General features: G+C 40.3%; 11 protein-coding genes and 1 tRNA gene. 11 read left to right on the top strand and 1 reads right to left on the bottom strand.

All coding sequences use genetic code 11. The features are described from left to right. Positions 1-77: 77 nt before the first annotated feature. From DQ356_RS09165 to rsgA, 7 genes are all read left to right on the top strand, one after another. The gene (locus tag DQ356_RS09165) at positions 78-5,972 is read left to right on the top strand and encodes an alpha-2-macroglobulin family protein (RefSeq protein WP_114304183.1); all 5,895 of its coding nucleotides are present in this window, start codon (positions 78-80) and stop codon (positions 5,970-5,972) included. Between the two features lie 73 nt (positions 5,973-6,045). Next, positions 6,046-6,117: transfer RNA gene (locus tag DQ356_RS09160), tRNA-Arg, on the top strand. Positions 6,118-6,321: 204 nt separating this feature from the next. After that, complete coding sequence (locus tag DQ356_RS09155) at positions 6,322-7,002, top strand: DedA family protein (protein ID WP_114304182.1); 681 nt, start codon at positions 6,322-6,324, stop codon at positions 7,000-7,002. 80 nt (positions 7,003-7,082) lie between these two features. Beyond that, on the top strand, positions 7,083-8,168 hold the full coding sequence (gene dnaX / locus DQ356_RS09150) for a DNA polymerase III subunit gamma/tau (protein ID WP_114304181.1): 1,086 nt from the start codon (positions 7,083-7,085) through the stop codon (positions 8,166-8,168). Between the two features lie 80 nt (positions 8,169-8,248). Then, positions 8,249-8,752: a hypothetical protein gene (locus DQ356_RS09145; RefSeq protein ID WP_228420704.1), complete on the top strand. Its 504-nt coding sequence runs from the start codon at positions 8,249-8,251 to the stop codon at positions 8,750-8,752. A 9-nt stretch (positions 8,753-8,761) separates the two neighbouring features. Further along, positions 8,762-9,844, top strand: a complete 1,083-nt coding sequence (locus DQ356_RS09140) for a chorismate mutase (protein WP_114304179.1) — start codon at positions 8,762-8,764, stop codon at positions 9,842-9,844. Positions 9,845-9,852: 8 nt separating this feature from the next. Then, positions 9,853-10,794, top strand: coding sequence for a ribosome small subunit-dependent GTPase A (gene rsgA, locus DQ356_RS09135; protein WP_394337255.1), 942 nt, complete (start codon positions 9,853-9,855; stop codon positions 10,792-10,794). Positions 10,795-10,949: 155 nt separating this feature from the next. On the opposite strand, the gene DQ356_RS09130 is transcribed toward rsgA, so the two are convergent. Beyond that, positions 10,950-11,540, bottom strand: coding sequence for a TlpA family protein disulfide reductase (locus DQ356_RS09130; RefSeq protein WP_114304178.1), 591 nt, complete (start codon positions 11,538-11,540; stop codon positions 10,950-10,952). Positions 11,541-11,782: 242 nt separating this feature from the next. Between DQ356_RS09130 and DQ356_RS09125 the strand changes: the two genes are divergently transcribed. The 4 genes from DQ356_RS09125 to DQ356_RS09110 are packed head-to-tail and all read left to right on the top strand — an operon-like array spanning position 11,783 to position 17,956. Next, positions 11,783-12,385 (top strand): TetR/AcrR family transcriptional regulator, encoded by a 603-nt coding sequence (locus DQ356_RS09125; RefSeq protein ID WP_114304177.1) that lies wholly within the window; start codon positions 11,783-11,785, stop codon positions 12,383-12,385. Beyond that, positions 12,382-13,719, top strand: a complete 1,338-nt coding sequence (locus tag DQ356_RS09120) for a TolC family protein (protein WP_114304176.1) — start codon at positions 12,382-12,384, stop codon at positions 13,717-13,719. The genes DQ356_RS09125 and DQ356_RS09120 overlap by 4 nt, the downstream gene beginning before the upstream one ends. Before the next feature lie 4 nt (positions 13,720-13,723). After that, a complete protein-coding gene (locus DQ356_RS09115; RefSeq protein WP_114304175.1) occupies positions 13,724-14,779 on the top strand; it encodes an efflux RND transporter periplasmic adaptor subunit in 1,056 nt (351 codons plus the stop codon). Positions 14,780-14,800: 21 nt separating this feature from the next. Beyond that, complete coding sequence (locus DQ356_RS09110) at positions 14,801-17,956, top strand: efflux RND transporter permease subunit (RefSeq protein ID WP_114304174.1); 3,156 nt, start codon at positions 14,801-14,803, stop codon at positions 17,954-17,956. Positions 17,957-18,259 lie beyond the last annotated feature (303 nt).

The raw sequence follows: 18,259 nt of genomic DNA, 5'->3' as shown, positions 1-18,259 counted from the left end.
TAACGGTATCCTGATTTAGGTATCCAACGGACAGACAAAAGTAATGATTCGAAATTTGGCTGAGTAAAAACAGATATATGAAAAAAATCCTTTTTATGTTCCTTCTTATAGGAATTTCTATCACCATGAGCGCACAAAACTACTACGAAACTCAGTGGAAAAAAATTGAGAAAAACTACGAACGTGGTTTGTACAAGAGCAATCTGCCACTAATCCAGGAAATCCAGAATCAGGCGTTGAAAGATAAAAATACGGTACAGCTTATTCGCTCGCTGAAAGCAGAATTCAGTATTGTAAATCAAACGGAAGACGACACTCAGAATGATTCGGCTTCGCGATTTTTTGCGAAACTTCAGACCATAGAAAAGGAATTAAAGATTAATGAAAAACTATTGTATAAAGTTCTTTTGGGAGAATTTTTCGATAAATATTACAACAACAATTCCTGGCAGATTAACCAACGCGCCAATCTTAACAATCAGGATTTCTCACAAATAGAATCCTGGAGTAAACTGGATTTTAAAAACTTTCTTTCAAAAAATTATGCTGAACTGAACCAGGAAAAAGCAGCTCTGAAACAAATTAAAATGCAGAAATACAAAGAGATTTTTCAAAATACTGAAAATCTGGAGTATTTTCCTACGCTGTTCGATTGGAGTTCCAGTCAGCAAATACAGTTTCTGCGCAACCAGCAACTCTTCACGCCCAATGAGCTTCAGGTGAATCATGAGAAAATCATTACTCTTTTTGATGAACTCATTGCCCATAATTCCGGGAATTCTCAACTGTATTTTCAGCATCAGAAAATCAATTATCATTGCGAATTTACCAATTGCAAAAATCGTTTGGATCAACTGCAAAACCTGTTCAGATCTTCTGAGGAAGGTGATTATAAAATAATGATTGCCGATGATATTGCGGAAGAACTCATTCAGAAAAACAAACACAACGAAGCACTTTCACTCATAGAAACAGTGAAGAAAACCTACCCCAAATCTAAATTTCTAAACAATGTTATCAATCGTGAAAATAGTATTGTTAATCCTTCATTGATATTTCATTACGAAAAAGAAACCCAAAGCCAGAAACCCATTCATATCGTCGCAGAACATAAAAATGTAGACCGGTTTTCACTGAATATATATCAAACCGAAGATGTGCAAGGATTCATGAATTACGTTTATGATTCTTACAGGCATAAATTTGAGTCGGTGAGAAAAACGTTGGTACGAAAAGAAAATTTTGAACTTCAGAACAAAAAAGACTATCGCAGTTACAAAACTTCCTACGAAATCAAACCGCTTCCTTCCGGAATTTATCTGGTAGAATACGTGGTAGAGGACAAAATTCAGGACAGTTTTTATTTCATCGCATCCGAAAACAGAATCATAGATTTTCAGAAAAATGATTTCAATATAAACGATGACATTGAAAAACTGGTGAAGCGTGAAAATGGTGCGGAAATTCCCAACGCCAATATTGATTTTTATGAACATGTTCAGGGAAAAGCATTAGTAAAGGCTTCAGTAAAAACCGATTCGCAAGGAAAATTTGTGTTTCCAAAATCTGTAAATAAAAATTATTACCGGCGTTATTTGCTGAAATCTTCCGGCAACAATTATCAGTTGGTGAATCATTCCGGCAACAGAAACGGATCGGCGAATGATATAAAAGATCGTGCGACGGCTCAGATTTTTCTCGACAGGGCGATTTATCGTCCCGGACAAACCGTTTATTTTAAAGCGATTGCTACTGCTTTCAATGGAAAAGAAATGAAAGAAAAAGTGGCCGAAAAAGTACTTTTGAACGTTATTTTAAAAGATGCCAATGGTGAAGAAATTTCAAAACAAACCTTAACTACCAATGATTTTGGGTCTGTAAACGGAAATTTTGTGCTTCCCAAAGGCAAACTGAATGGAAATTTTCATATCGAAATAAAAGGAACTGTAGCAGCGGTCAATATCAGTGGACACAAGAACTTCAGTGTGGAAGAATACAAACGGCCGAAATTTGAAGTGACTTTCGAGCCCATAAAAGACGAATACAAATACGGCGAAACCATCGAATTGAAAGGAAAAGCGATGATGTTTTCGGGAGTTCCGCTGAGCAATGCTGTGGTGAATTATGAAATCAAAAAACGCAATATTCGCTGGAGATATTTCTGGTGGTATCCGCAGGGAAATGACAATGAAAATTCAATTTTAGGTTCAGTGCAAACCGACGAAAAAGGAGAATTTGCCATCAGGATTGAGCTGAAAAAAGACGAAACTTTGGATGGAATTCAGATTGATAATTATGAAATTGAAGCCAGTATTACGGACATCAACGGAGAAACACAGAGTGCGACGGAAAACGTGAAAGTGGCTTCTGTCTCTCATTACATTCAGGCGGAAAATCTCGGAAATATTTTCACCGATGATAATGCGAAGGTAAAAGTGGAAACCAAAAACTACAATGAACAGAATCTGAACAAGCCGTATCATGTAAAACTGTCAAAACTTCAGGAACCTGGCCGTATTTTTAGAGATAATTTTAAATCTAAGATTCAGGATCTTCCTCAGCTTTCCAAAGCCGAATTTATTCAGAAATTTCCGCACGACCGTTTTGATAAAAATGACGAAATAGCTAACTGGAAAGTAGAGAAAATAATAGTAAATCGGCTGGAAAATTCCACTTCTTCCAGAAGGGGTGGCTTCGAGGCACGAGAAGACGGGGTAGTTGAAAAACTTGATTTGGGGAAACTTGATGCCGGAACGTATCAGCTTGAATTATTCAACATTGAAGGAAAAGATACCATCAAATCGGTTCAGCATTTTCAGGTGTGGGACAAAAGATTTTTAAAAGATTTTCAGAAACCCTTCCTTGAAGTCATCGCGCCGAAAGAAGAAGTAAAACGCGGAACTAAAGCCCGTATTTATGTGTATTCGGCAGTTCCAGATGCGGGGGTAACTGTGTTTTTCCAAACCGGCAACGGCGAAACCAAAACCGAGCAGCACCGATTGAAAAACGGCGTTCTGGTCTATGAAATTCCAGTTCCAAATGATGAAAGTATTACGAATCTGAATCTTCAGTTTCAGATGGTGGCCTTCAATGAGGTGCAGACTAAAAGCGTAGATCTGAAAATTAAAAATGAGAAAAAAGATTTGCGCATCGAAACCGTCACATTCCGGGATAAACTGCAGCCGAATTCCAAAGAGAAATGGACGGTGAAAATCCTCGGAAACGATAACGAAAAAATCAATGCGGAGGTTTTGGCGAATATGTATGACATGTCCCTGGATCAGTTCGCGAAAAATCAGTACTCCTGGCAAACTCTTTGGAACAGGCCGTACCGCTTTGTTGGATATAATGTCCGTACCGCATTGGCTCAGGAATATTTCTCAAAAAGAGTTCCTTATCTGCAATCGAATTACGTGAGTGTCCCTGAATTCAATTGGTTTGATGGTGGGATTTATGGTGTAAGAATGGTTAATCGGGTTTATTATGAATCTGCTATGTCAGATTCTGCCGCCACAAGTTCACAGACTAAAAATTTAGAAGAAGTAGTCATTGTCAGTTATGGTGTACAGCGGAAAGAAAGTGTTACTGGAGCTATGGAAGTATCTGCTGCTTTGATGGATATTTTGCCAGAAGAAGAAGCATTAGAAAAAATCCAGGTTCGCCAAAATCTGAACGAAACCGCTTTTTTCTATCCGAATCTTTTAACGGATAAAGACGGAAATGTCACCTTTGAGTTTACCTCGCCGGAAGCTTTAACGAAATGGAAAATGATGTTTCTTGCCCACACCAAAGATGCCCGTGCAGCCACTTTGGAAAAAGAAGTCATCACCCAGAAAGAATTTTCTGTAACACCGAATTATCCCAGATTCCTGCGCGAAGGTGATGAACTGAATCTGCAGTCGAAACTGTCGAGTTTGATTAATGAAAAACTTTCCGGAACAGCGCAGCTGCAAATACTCGATGCGTTCACCAATGAAGATATTTCTGAAAAATTTGGGCTTATTCGTAATAATTCGCGTGAATTTAAATTAGAAGAAAGTGGAAATTCTGTGCTAAGTTGGAAATTAAAAGTACCGAACGATGTGTCTTCAATTATTCTGAAAATTGTTGCGAAAGCCGGTAATTACAGCGATGGCGAACAGAAAGCAATTGCTGTTCTGCCCAACAGAATGCTGGTCATCGACGCGGTTCCGGTTTTTGTGAAAGAAGGCCAGACCAAAACTTTTATATTGGAAAATCTGGCTAAAAATACTTCCAAAACTGCTACCAACGTCGCCAATACACTGGAACTGACCACCAATCCGATTTGGGAAATTATGTTTGCACTGCCCGCACTCAAAAGCGATGCGAATAATTCTGCAGATGTGGTGTTCAATAAGTGGTTTGCCGATGTTCTGGCTTCAGAAATCTTTAAGGCGAATCCGAAACTGAAAACAGTGTTTGAGGAATATCAGAATAAAGGGTTATTAACTTCTAATCTGGAGAAAAATCAGGAGCTGAAACAATTGCTGTTGGAAGAAACGCCTTGGGTTTTGGAAAGTAAAAATGAAACGGAACAGATGGAAAAACTGGCGCGTCTTTTTGATGCAAATAGCATGCGAAATTCCATTCAAAATGATTGGGCAGAATTGAAGAACCTCCAGAATCCTGATGGCGGGTTTTCATGGCATTCCGGCTATCCGAGTTCCTACTATACTTCATTGTATATTTTGAAAAATCTAGGACGAATCAATGATTGGCTGAAAGGAAATGTGACTGAATATCAGAGTGCTGATCAGAAAGAACTGATTTCAAAACTGATTACTTATGTAGACAATGAGGTGAATAAATATTGGGATGTAAAACGCGAAAATGTATGGAACAATTTCGTTCTGGATTATCTGGATACGCGCCATTATTGGGAAAATCAATATCCGCTGAAAAATAAAGGAGCAACTTTGAAAAACCTCGTGATTCAGAAAGCACCGAAAGCCGAAATAAAAGATTTCACTTTCTTCGGGCTTCATCGTGCAGCTAAATTATTCCATGATTATCAACTCACGAACCTTTCCAATAAATTACTGACGTATTTGAAGGAAACTTCTACGCAAACTGAAACGCAAGGTGTTTATTGGAAACAAAACCTGAACGATTGGGGTTGGTATGCTTCCAAAACTGTCAATCATGCGGGTGCACTGGAAACGTTTCAAAAACTCCGGCCCAATGATGAGAATTTTATTGAAGAAATGAAAATATGGCTCATTACTCAAAAGGAAGTCAACTCTTGGGGAAGTTCGCGCAGCACGGCAGAAGTGATTTTTACGATTCTCAATTCCGGGAAATCCTGGACTACGGCGGAATCGGATAAAACCACCATTGTTTGGGGTGGAAAGCCATTAGCGAGTGCGGATGCTCAGGCAACGGGATATGTGAAGAAAAGTATAAAGGAAAATAGAATTGATCCTTCCTTAGCCACGGTTACAGTCACCAAACCCGGGCCGGGAATAGTTCAGGGTGGTGTATTCTGGCAGTATTATGAAGATCTGGATAAAATAAAATCTTCCGAATCTTACATTTCCATCACCAAAGAACTGTATAAAAAAGTAAAAACAGAAAACGGTGAGGAATTAATCAAAATAACACCAAATTCCCCTTTGAAAGTGGGCGATAAAGTGACGGTGAGAATGATTTTGAATACCGACAGAAATATGGAATTCATTCATTTGAAAGATATGCGCGCCGCAGGTTTTGAGCCGCTGAACGTGATATCCGGATACCAGTGGAATAACGGTTTGGGGTATTATCAGTCCACCAAGGATGCTTCCACCAATTTTTATATCGAATACATGCCGAAAGGAAGATACGTTTTCGAATACGATTACATCTGCAACGCTTCTGGAACCTTCAGCAACGGAATCACAACGTTGCAAAATTACTACGCACCGCAAATGAATGCACACACGATGGGAACAAGAGTAACCATCAGCGAATAACAAAAAAATAATTTTCCATCTCATATTAGAGGTGGAAATTTATTTTAATTCCCTATTTTTGCCACCGCAAGACGGGCCCATAGTTTAATGGATAGAATTAAAGATTCCGGTTCTTTAGGTTGAGGTTCGATTCCTCATGGGCCTACAAAAGGAGAAGCGATTATTGGTATCACTTCTCCTTTTCTTTTTTAAAATTATTAATTGTTTTCCCTTTCAAAAATAAACTAATTTTAATTTATCTTAAAGAAAACACACCCAAAACAATGAAGACAATCTCAAATTTATCCTCATATTTCCAATTTTTAATCTGTATTTTTGCGCATTATTTTTTTTAACCAACCGGACTTTTATGGAATTTATTCAAACCGTTCTCGACTTTTTTCTTAACCTGGATCAACATCTGCACACCATGATTCTGGATTACGGCGTGTGGATTTATCTTATTTTATTCCTCATTGTCTTTGTGGAAACCGGTCTGGTGATCATGCCTTTTCTTCCCGGAGATTCCCTGCTTTTTGCTGCGGGAGCCTTTTGCGCGGGAGTGATCAGTGCAGATGGCGAATCGGCCAGTCTCAATCTCTGGCTCGTCCTGTTTTTATTGTCGGTTGCCGCCATTCTCGGGGATACACTCAATTATTATTTGGGGAAAAATGTCGGTTTGAAAATCCTGAACCTGAAGTTTCGCGAAAAACCTTTGGTCAATAGAAAATACATTGAACAAACTCAAGATTTCTACGAGAAAAACGGCCCGAAAACCATTATTATAGCACGTTTTGTCCCTATTGTAAGAACGTTTGCCCCATTCGTAGCCGGAATTGGTTCGATGAATTATTCGGTTTTTATCCGTTACAACGTGATCGGAGCGTTAATCTGGGTATTCAGTCTTACGCTGCTGGGTTATTTCTTCGGAAACATTCCCATCGTAAAAGAGAATTTTGAAACCGTTATTTTCGGAATCATCGGGATTTCTCTTCTGCCGATGGTATGGGAATTCATTAATGCCAAAAGAGCCGCTAAAAACAAAAAATAATTGGAAACGACAGATTATTCATTCCGTTGAATGGAAGAATCCCGTTTTGATTTCCACAAAATTTCCCTTATTTTTGACAAATGGAAAACTTCATCGTTTCAGCCCGAAAATACCGCCCGCAGGAGTTCGAAACTGTTGTAGGGCAGCAGCATATTACGGATACACTGGAACATGCTATTGAAGAAAACCAGTTGGCGCAGGCATTATTGTTTTGCGGACCAAGAGGAGTCGGAAAAACGACCTGTGCCAGAATTCTCGCACGCAAAATTAATGAAAAAGACGGCTCAACTTCTGAGGACGGTTTTGCCTACAATATTTATGAGCTGGATGCGGCATCCAATAACGGTGTTGAACATATTCGCGATCTTACAGATCAGGTACGCTTTGCACCGCAGGTAGGGAGATTTAAGGTGTATATTATTGATGAGGTACACATGCTGAGTCAAGCTGCTTTTAATGCTTTTTTGAAAACCTTGGAAGAACCTCCTGCACATGCAATTTTTATTCTGGCCACAACAGAGAAGCATAAAATAATTCCTACCATCCTTTCCCGGTGTCAGATTTATGATTTTAAAAGAATCACCATCGAAGATATTCAGGAGCATCTGAAGAAAATCGCGGAACGGGAAAAGGTGCAGTATGAAGACGATGCGCTGTATCTCATTGCTCAGAAAGCGGATGGTGCCCTTCGGGATGCCCTTTCACTTTTTGACAGGCTGGCGACTTTTACCCAAAAAAATATTACCCTTCAGAAAGCAGCAGAAGTGCTGAATGTGCTGGATTATGATCAGTATCTCAACATTGCCGATCTTGCTCATGAAAATAAAATTCCTGAAATTCTTTCAGCTTTCAATGAAATTGTAAAAAAAGGATTCGATCCGCATATTTTCATCGCCGGAATGGGAAGCCATTTCCGGGATTTGATGATGGCGCAGAATCCTGCTACCCTCAACCTGATAGAAGTAGGGGAGAAAACCCGGTTGCGTTTTGGTGAGCAAAGCAAAAAGTGGGTTCCTCAGCAACTGATCGATGCTATTGAAATTTGCAATCATGCGGACATCAACTATAAAAATTCTAAAAACCCAAGACTTACTGTCGAAATTGCCCTCATGCAGTTGGCTAGTCTCACTGCCATCGGTAACGGAGATAAAAAAAAAAGTTCCTGATTCTCGCACCGCTTCTTAAAGCAGCCGCAGAAACCCTGATTCCGCCTAAGAAAGAGGAGAAAATACCGCTACCAGAAGTGGTGATAAAGAAGTCGGAGCAGCCTTTGGCGAAAAATAAAGAGATAAAACCTTCCCGGTACAGCATTCAGCAAAAGCTTCAGGAAACTACCAAAGTCGCCGAAGAAGTTCAGCTTCCTCAGGATGAAGAACAGCTCCCGAATCAACATTTTACGGAAACGGATTTACAGACAGCATGGGCTGTTTTTCTTCAGGAAATTCAACAGAAAGATGTGGTGATTTACAATGCCATTTCCGGATTCCGGTTGAGAAAAGTGGATGAAACAATTGTCCGGATTGCCTATCCTTCCGATACCGCCAAATCTGAATTTGACAAGGTAAGCCACGATTTCTTCACCCACTTCAGGCATAAAGTCAATAATTACCGTTTTGGTATTGAATATGTTATGGACAGTGTCAATCTTAAAAAAGAAGTGATGACTAAACGCACGCTTTTTGAAAAATATGTTCAGATCAATCCTCTGCTGACGGATCTGGATGATTTGTTTAAATTTGATCTTAATTAAGCGAAATAAATGGAGCTTGCCGAGTTAAAAAACGAATGGTTCAAAACCTATCCCACACCCATGATTATTGCCGGACCGTGTAGTGCTGAAAGTGAACTTCAGATGCTGGAAACCGCCGGACGAATGAAAGAAACGGGAGTTGAAATACCGGTATTTCGTGCCGGAATCTGGAAACCCCGAACGAAGCCCAACGGTTTTGAAGGAGTCGGCATTATCGGACTGAAATGGCTGCAGAAAGTAAAAGAGGAATTCGGATTTCAAACCGCTACCGAAGTGGCGAATGCGCACCACGTGAAAGCGGTATTGGATGCAGATATTGATATACTCTGGATTGGTGCCCGGACAACCGTAAATCCTTTCGCAGTACAGGAAATTGCCGATGCCCTGAAAGGAACTGATAAAATTGTTCTGGTGAAAAACCCCGTTAATCCGGATCTTGCCTTGTGGATTGGTGCGCTGGAAAGATTGTCGGGTGCGGGAATTAGAAATCTGGGCGTTATTCACCGTGGTTTTTCTACCTATCAGAAAACAAAATATCGGAATGTTCCGAACTGGCAGATTGCCCTCGATTTTAAAAACCAGTTTCCTGAAATTCCGATGCTCGTGGATCCTTCGCACATTTGTGGAAACCGAACCGGATTGTTTTCAGTAGCGCAGGAAGCGTTAAATATTGGCTATCAGGGCGTAATGGTAGAGACGCACTGCAATCCTGATGCGGCTTGGAGTGATGCGAAACAACAAGTGACGCCCGAAGTATTGGCCGGAATGATCGAAAAGCTGAAAGTGAGAGATACAGAAATTTCAGCTTTTGATGAAGATATGGATCGGTTCAGAACCCTGATTTCGGATATTGATTTTCAGCTGATTGAACTGCTTTCCCAAAGGATGAAGGTGTCCGAGCACATTGGCAGTCTGAAGAAAGCACATAATGCGGCGGTTTTTCAACCGGATCGCTGGAAAGTTATCACCGAATATGCCGCGAGAAAAGCTGAAGAAACGCAAATGTCGAAAGAGTTTATCGAAAAACTTTTCAAATCCATTCATGAACAGTCGGTGGAAATTCAGAATAAAATTATGAATGATAAAAAATAATGGAACTCATGGGCACATTGCACGGACTGGTTATTAAATCGACAGGAAGCTGGTATCAGGTTCTGGAGCAGGAAACGAAAATGGTCTTCGAAGCGCGCATCCGCGGAAAGTTCAAGCTTCTGAAAACAAGGCTTACCAATCCGCTTGCCGTGGGCGACCGCGTGAGTTTTCAACTTGAACAGGATGATATCGCATGGATTACTAAGATTGAACCCCGAAAGAATTATTTGATCAGAAAATCCGTTAATCTTTCCAAAGAAGCACACATTATCGCTTCTAATATTGATGTTGCCTGTTTTATTTTTACGCTGAAACATCCAGAAACGTCGCTTGGTTTTCTGGATCGTTTCCTAGCTTGTTGTGAAGCCTATAATATTGAAACGCTCATTCTTTTCAGCAAAATGGATTTACTGGTTTCTGAAGAGATAGCGGTTATTGAGGAAATACAGGAAATTTATGAAAATATTGGATATAAAACGCTGCAGGTTTCTGCCTATTCCCAACAGAATTTGGAACTGCTTCAGGACGCAGTGAAAGATAAGGTATCAGTTTTCTTCGGACATTCTGGAGCAGGAAAATCCACTTTGGTGAATGCTTTTCAACCGGAACTGAATCTTAAAACTTCGGAGATTTCAGAAACCCATCTGAAAGGAAAACATACCACCACTTTCGCACAAATGCACTTCTGGAATTTTGGAGGAAGCGTGATCGATACACCGGGAGTTCGAGAATTTGCCATGATTGATATCGAAAAAGAAGAAGTTCAGCATTTCTTCCCGGAAATATTCAAAGCTCGCGAACAGTGTAGGTTTTACAATTGCCTACATATCAATGAGCCTCAATGTGCCGTCATGGCTCAATTGGAGACCGGCGAAATTCAGGAGTCGAGATACCACACGTATCTGAAACTCATGGAAGAAGCCGAAGAAGAAGCATCAAATCAGAATTAAATTAACGCTACCGGATTATTCTCAACTCATTTTCAATCCATAGCGATGCTGAAAATTCCCCGCAGTTCATTGACAATGTAAACTGTAGTTTATTTCTAGATTATTGATTTCTTCATAGCGATTTGGAGTTAAATGTTCAAAATAAAGTTTTGTATTTATTCATCTAATAGCGCATCGATTTCTTTATAGAATGAAGCTTTGCTGTAGTCTGCCATTCCGGCGTGTTGCAAACGAATTCCACCATTCTTGTCAAGTACGACGGTTGTAGGCAAAGATCCGCTGAAATAAGCTGACGGAATATTGCCGGCCGGAACTAAAAACGGAACCGTAAACTGTTCTTTTTTAAGATACGCTTCGCCCAAACCAGGGTCTTCATCAAGATTCACCGTGAGAAATATCACGCCAGGATTATCTTTGTAACGTTCATAGAACTTCTGGATAGAAGGGAATTCTGCCCGACAAGGCGGACACCAGGATGCCCAGAAGTTCATAAATACCACTTTACCTTTCAGGTCAGAAGTATTGATGGTATTTCCGGAATTGTCCATCACCATGAAATTTTCTGCTGGGGTTTTTGAGCTTGAAATCACTTCTTTCTTCTCTACTTTGGCGTTCATAATGCCGGTGGAAATAATTTGTCGCATCACCCACGTTTTGAAATTGGGGCTTACGAGCAGCAAAAGGAAAAAGAGAAACATAATCGCTGTTCCCCAATTGTTCCTTAGCCATTTTTTTATTTTATCCATGTTAAAATTGAAATTGAATTGAAGAATGATATTTAAAGATTTGTCTGATGATGTGTTTTAGTTCATTGGCACTGCAAATTTAATTAAACTTCAACAGAGGATTTGTAACCTATGTGACCTAAAGTTGGGCTTTGCTTTTTTCTCTTCCGATTTTCCATTATAAAAATATATAGAAAAAAACTAGGAAACTTTATTGGTTTATAAGTTTCCTTTCGTATATTTGCAGCCATAAATTTTGATACATGGACAAGAATTTTTTAGAAAAAGTAGTGATGCTTTTTATTGAAAATGGAGCTAAAACCCTCACAATGGATGATATTGCAAAAGAGTTTGGTATGTCCAAAAAAACGCTTTACCAGCATTATAAAAATAAGGAAGCATTGTTGGAGGATGTGTTGGCTTTTAAACTGAATGATGTCATCGAACAACTCAATATGCTGGATGATACCGTAGAAAATGCGGTGGAAAGGATGTTCTGTCGTGATCAGCAAATTGAAGAAGCAGTAAAGTCCAATAAATCTTTATTTATCCGACAGTTGGTGCGGTATTATCCGGCTATTTTTAACAAACACATCAGTGAATTTTCTGACCGGTTTACAGACGTACTCCTCCGCAATATAAAAAAAGGAAGAGAACAAGGTTACTATCGTACAGATTTCAATGAAACGGCGTATGCACAGTTATTCTTCTCACTCATCATGTCATATGACAATTCTCCTTTTATCGATAATGAGATCTTCGACCGGAATCAGTTTCATGAAGAAGTGGTCTTATTCTATATGAATGCCATTACAACAGAAGAAGGAAAAAAATATATAAAACAGTATAACAAATTAAATAAATGAAAAAATTAATCTTTGGTTTCATCTTCTGGGGTGCGCTGGTATCTGCGCAGCAGGTGCAGAGGCTTACTCTTTCTGAAGCGATTTCTCATGCGTTAGAACACAAGGCTGAAGCAGAAAAAGCGAGGCTCGACATCCGCAAAGGTGACGCTCAGATCGCCGAAGTTCGATCAAATGCTCTTCCTAATCTCAGTTTCAACAGCAATACTTCCTACAATCCGCTGTTGCAGGAAACCGTACTTCCAGGCGAAATGTTTGGTGCACCGGGTCAGCAGGTAAAAGTAGCTTTCGGCCAGAAATGGACTTCCAGCAATATGGTGCAACTTACACAGGTGCTTTTCAATCAGTCGGTATTTACAGGGCTGAAAGCTGCACGTTCTACCAAGGAATTTTATATTCTGAATGCTGCGCTCACCGAAGAACAGATTATTGAAAAAGTAGCAAATGCTTATTTTCAGGTGTATCAGGCAGAGCAAATGTTGGACAATGCGAAAAACAATCTCGCCATCACCACCCAGACAATCAAAATTATCGAAGGTCTATATGATGCGGGTTTGGCTCGGAAAATAGATCTGGACCGTACTGTTGTGGCTCGGAATAATGTGAATTCCGGCGTGCATCAATTGGAAAATACACTCGATTTGGCTGAAAATACATTAAAGTTTATGATCGGAATGCCTATGAATCAGGAAATAGAATTGCCGGAACAGACTTTTGATCCTGCCGTACTTCCAGACCGTACAGTGAATTTTGATGACCGGACGGAAATAAAACTCATGGACAAACAGCTGGAACTTTTACAATGGCAGAAAAAAGCGACGATTGCGGAATATTATCCTACAGCAGCGCTTTCCGCTAATTATGGTTTTCTGGGACAGGGAGAAAATATGCCCTGGTGGAATGGTAGAGAGAATGGCGTTTTCTGGTCGGATTTAGCTTCCATCGGTTTGAATATTAGAATTCCTATTTTTAATGGTTTTGCCACAAAATCCAGAGTGGAACTCAATCAGATTGAAATTGAAAAAGCAGAAGCTGATCTTCGCGAAACCTATCTCGGATTGGATTTATCCCACAAAAATGCCCTCGTGCAACTGGACAATAACATGACCATGATTACCACGCAGGAAGGGAATGTAGATCTCGCAGAACAGGTATTGGCCAATACCCGAAGCAATTATCAGCACGGATTGGCAACATTGAACGACATTCTGGATGCTGAACGTGACCTTACCGAAGCAAAAAACAATCTTACCAAAGCCAAACTGGATTATAAGTTGGCAGAAATCAATCTGCTGAAATCTCAGGGAAAACTCAGAACATTAAACGAAAACAATTAAAAAAATGAAAAAGAACACCATCATTACCATCCTGGCAGTTTTAGGAATTGGCGCCGCCTTTTTCCTAATCCTTCAAAATAATAAAAAAAGCAACGAAGAAAAAGTAGCCATTGTAGCGGAAAAAAATATTGATGTAGCCGTTCGTGCAGCCACCGTAGTTGCTGAAGATATCAGCGGGGAATTTTCGGTAAACGGAACTTTTCTGCCGAAACTTCAGGCGCAAATTTCTGCTGAAATGGGAGGTCAGCTCATCGCTCTTTATGTGAAGGAAGGAAGTTATGTAAGGGCAGGACAAAGTATTGGAAGACTTTCCGGAGATAAAGTGAATGTGAATGTAGGAAGTGCACAGGCTAATTTGGACAATGCTCAAATGACGCTGAACCGATATGAACAAGCGTATAAAACCGGAGGAGTTACAGCACTTCAGTTGGATCAGGCAAGGCTGCAGGTGAAAAATGCAAGAGCGCAAATGCAATCTGCACAACTCACTTCCGGCGATACCAATGTCGTTTCAAAAGTAAGCGGTATTGTCAATCAGAAATTCGTAGAAGTGGGAACTGTTTTGAGCCCGGGAATGCCCATCGTTGAAATCGTGGATATTTCTTCAGTAAAATTAAAAGTAGATGTAGATCAGGCTCTGATTGGTCAACTGGCTCTCGGAGATCTGGTAAAAGTAAAGCCGGATGTTGTTGAAGGAACCTTAGATGGAAGAATTACTTTCATCGCACCGTCTGCTTCAGGAGCTTTAAAATTCCCTGTTGAAATTACGGTTCAAAATAACTTTAACAAACTGAAAGCAGGAATGTACGGTACTGCGCTTTTCACCAGAAAAGGTTCGCACAGAACGCTAACCATTCCGAGAGATGCTTTCGTAGGGAGTGTGAGTGATAATCAGGTGTTTGTTGTAAAAGACAATACCGCTTATCTCACCAAAATACAGACCGGAACCAATTTCGGAGACAAAGTGGAAGTTGTTGGTGGACTGAAAGAAGGTGATCAGGTCGTCATCAGCGGACAGATCAACCTGACCGACAAAACAAAAGTGAAGGTACTTCAATAATAAAAGGTAAAAGAAAAAAGAATGAAATTAGCAGAAGTATCGATAAAAAGGCCCAGTCTGGTGATTGTAATGCTCGCATTGCTCATCATCGGAGGCTTATTCAGCTACACGCAGCTGAGTTATGAATTGATTCCTAAATTTGAAGTAAAAGTAGTAACCGTCGCCACGGTGTATCCCGGAGCTTCACCTGCGGAAGTAGAAAATACCGTTTCCCGGAAAATGGAAGATGCGGTTTCTTCATTGGAAGGCGTTAAAAAAATCCAGTCAAAATCTTACGAAAGTTTGTCCGTCGTCATTATTGAATTCCGGGCAGATGCCGATGTAGATTATGCACTTAATGAGGCCCAAAGGAAAATTAACGCCATCCGTTCAGATCTGCCCGAAGATATAGATGAACCCTCGCTGTCACAGTTTTCCCTTTCTGATATGCCTATTATGAGCATGGGACTTACAGCCAACCTTACCGAAAACGAACTGTATGACCTCATTGACCAGAGAATTCAGCCGGAACTTTCCAGAATTCCCGGTGTTGCCCAGGTGAATATTATTGGCGGACAGGAGCGCGAAATTCGAGTCAACTTAAATCAAGAAAAACTGGAAGGATATGGACTTACCATTCCTCAGGTGCAACAGGTGATTTCTCTTTCCAATCTTGACTTCCCTACAGGAAATCTTAAAACCAGAGAAAACAGTACCCTCATTCGTCTCGCAGGTAAAATTAATTCTGTAGATGAGTTGAGAAACCTGACCATTTCTTCTAAAAACGGACAGAACATCAGGCTTTCGGATATTGCTGAAGTTCAGGATACGCAGAAACAGGCAGATAAAATCGCCCGAATTGATCAACAGAATACCATCATGCTCCAGGTTCAGAAGCAGACAGAAGCGAATGCTGTGGAAGTGAGCGAACTGGTACAGGCAAAAATTGCAGATATAGAAAACCAATATAAAGCCCAAAATATCAAAGTGGATTTGGCGAGCGATACGTCCGTATTTACCCTGGAAGCAGCCAACTCCGTTATTAAAGACCTTTTGATTGCTATCGGTTTGGTAGCTTTTGTGATGCTTTTTTTCCTGCATAGTTTCAGAAATGCACTTATCGTAATGGTGGCGATTCCAACCTCTCTTATTGCGACATTTATCGGACTCTATCTTTTGGATTATAGCCTGAACCTGATGAGTTTATTGGGACTTTCACTTGTGGTAGGAATTCTGGTGGATGATGCTATTGTAGTTATTGAGAACATCCACCGTCACATGGAAATGGGTAAAAATAAAGTACGCGCTGCGTATGACGGTTCCAAAGAAATTGGGTTTACCGTGACGGCCATCACGCTAGTAATTGTCGTGGTATTCCTTCCTATTGCGTTGAGTACTGGTTTGGTATCGAATATTATTAAACAGTTTTGTGTCACGGTCGTCATCGCCACCTTGCTTTCACTTTTAATATCGTTTACCGTGGTACCGTGGCTGTTTTCAAGATACGGGAAACTGGAACTCATCAGCAATAAATCTCTTTTCGGAAAAATTATCGAAAAATTTGAAGAAGGACTTAACTGGTTTACCCATAAAATCGAAAATATTCTGAAATGGAGTCTTCATCATAAACTGAAAACTTTCGGAATCACCTTATTGTTATTTGTGAGTTCTATTACGCTGTTGGTTTTCGGCTATATCGGTACCGATTTTTTCCCGGGAACGGACAAAGGAGAATTCCTCGTACAAATTGAAATGCCAAAAGATACGTCATTGGAAGAAACCAATTTCATGACGCAAAGAGCAGAAAAATTTCTGTCTCAGAAACCCGAAGTGGTCAGCATGATTACGTCGGTAGGACAGGTGAGTGGTGGTATGGGCGCAATGCAGTCTACCAATTATAAATCTGAAATCAACATCGAACTCGTAGATAAAAGCGAGAGAAAAGACGATACCAAAGTGTATGCAGCCCGATTGAAACGTGAGTTGGAAAAAGAGTTGGTCGGTGCTAAGGTGACTACCGTTCCTGTAGGATTTATGGGAGCTGAAATGGCGCCTCTGCAAATGACCGTAACGGGTTCAACATTGGAAGACGCCATGGCTTACGCTCAGGAAGCTGAGAAACAATTGAGAACGATCGACGGTGCTTCCGAAATTAAACTGAGTGTGGAAGAAGGAAATCCCGAAATTTCTGTAAGTGTAGACCGCGATAAAATGACATCTTTGGGACTGAATGTTGCAACAGTAGGGCAAACCCTGAGAACCGCCTTCAGTGGAAATACCGACAATAAATTCCGGACTGGCAGCACGGAATATGATATAAATATTATTCTGGATGAAGCCAACCGTACGAGTATTAATGATGTAAGAAATATTGCTTTCATTAATGCCGACGGACAGAAAGTACAGTTGTCACAGTTTGCCGACATCAGTTTCGGATCCGGTCCTGCTCTTTTGGAAAGATACGACCGGTCGCCTTCCGTTACGGTACAGGCGCAGGTTGTCGGTAAAACTACCGGAGCCATCGCCTCGGAATGGGAAGCCAAAATGCAGAATGTGAAAAAGCCTGCCGGTGTCAATTGGATTTGGGGAGGAAATATGGAAAACCAGAGCGAAGGATTCGGAACGCTGGGAGTAGCTTTGATGGCAGCGATTATGTTGGTATATATGATTATGGTAGTCCTTTACAATGATTTTGTAAAACCCTTTATCGTACTCTTTTCCATTCCGTTGTCGTTTATTGGCGCATTATGGGCATTGGCGTTGACCAATCAGAGTTTGAATATTTTTACTATTTTAGGAATCATTATGTTGATCGGGCTTGTTGCCAAGAATGCTATCCTTCTTGTTGATTTTGCCAATCACAGGATGGATCACGGAGAACCGGTAGAAAGAGCTTTGGTTCAGGCCAATAAAGCAAGACTCCGCCCGATTCTGATGACCACCATTGCGATGGTTTTCGGGATGTTGCCGATTGCCTTGGCGAGCGGAGCTGCCGCTGAAATGAACAACGGTCTTGCCATCGTGATTATTGGTGGATTGCTGTCTTCATTATTTCTGACGCTAATTATTGTTCCTGTAGTGTATTATATCGTGGTAAGGCTGGAAAACCGGTTTTCAAAACATGATAAAATCAATTACGAAGAACAAATGGTGGCAGATTACAAGCACATCCATCCGGAGAATGAAGTTGAATTTTAAATTAACGGGCTGCAATATATTGCAGCTTTTTTGTTAACTGGATTCCGATGAAGTCAAGAGGATAAGACGGTTATTGAATGATATAATAAAGTTGATTCAACAGAAAAGCTGAATGTGAAAGTCAACTTTTAACTTCAGGTCGCATATAATGAATTTTTTTCAATTAAAAAAGAGGATTTTTCCTGTTTTTTATCCCAAAAAGTTGTTCTACTTTTACAAGTGAAAACTAATAACCTTTTCATTTGTAAATCAATGAATTAGGAACCTAAGAAAAACAAGTCATGAAAACACAAATGCTGAGAA

The organism is Chryseobacterium lacus (assembly GCF_003336205.1).
Classification (GTDB): domain Bacteria; phylum Bacteroidota; class Bacteroidia; order Flavobacteriales; family Weeksellaceae; genus Chryseobacterium_A; species Chryseobacterium_A lacus.
Note: the sequence above shows the minus strand (reverse complement) of the source record. Positions and strands in the feature narration are given on the sequence as shown.

Excerpts from the sequence above, each read along its gene's own strand:
- DQ356_RS09165 (WP_114304183.1), top strand. The coding sequence starts at position 78 with ATGAAAAAAATCCTTTTTATGTTCCTTCTTATAGGAATTTCTATCACC.
- DQ356_RS09155 (WP_114304182.1), top strand. The coding sequence starts at position 6,322 with ATGGAATTTATTCAAACCGTTCTCGACTTTTTTCTTAACCTGGATCAA.
- dnaX (WP_114304181.1), top strand. The coding sequence starts at position 7,083 with ATGGAAAACTTCATCGTTTCAGCCCGAAAATACCGCCCGCAGGAGTTC.
- DQ356_RS09140 (WP_114304179.1), top strand. The coding sequence starts at position 8,762 with ATGGAGCTTGCCGAGTTAAAAAACGAATGGTTCAAAACCTATCCCACA.
- rsgA (WP_394337255.1), top strand. The coding sequence starts at position 9,853 with ATGGGCACATTGCACGGACTGGTTATTAAATCGACAGGAAGCTGGTAT.
- DQ356_RS09130 (WP_114304178.1), bottom strand. The coding sequence starts at position 11,540 with ATGGATAAAATAAAAAAATGGCTAAGGAACAATTGGGGAACAGCGATT.
- DQ356_RS09125 (WP_114304177.1), top strand. The coding sequence starts at position 11,783 with ATGGACAAGAATTTTTTAGAAAAAGTAGTGATGCTTTTTATTGAAAAT.
- DQ356_RS09120 (WP_114304176.1), top strand. The coding sequence starts at position 12,382 with ATGAAAAAATTAATCTTTGGTTTCATCTTCTGGGGTGCGCTGGTATCT.
- DQ356_RS09115 (WP_114304175.1), top strand. The coding sequence starts at position 13,724 with ATGAAAAAGAACACCATCATTACCATCCTGGCAGTTTTAGGAATTGGC.
- DQ356_RS09110 (WP_114304174.1), top strand. The coding sequence starts at position 14,801 with ATGAAATTAGCAGAAGTATCGATAAAAAGGCCCAGTCTGGTGATTGTA.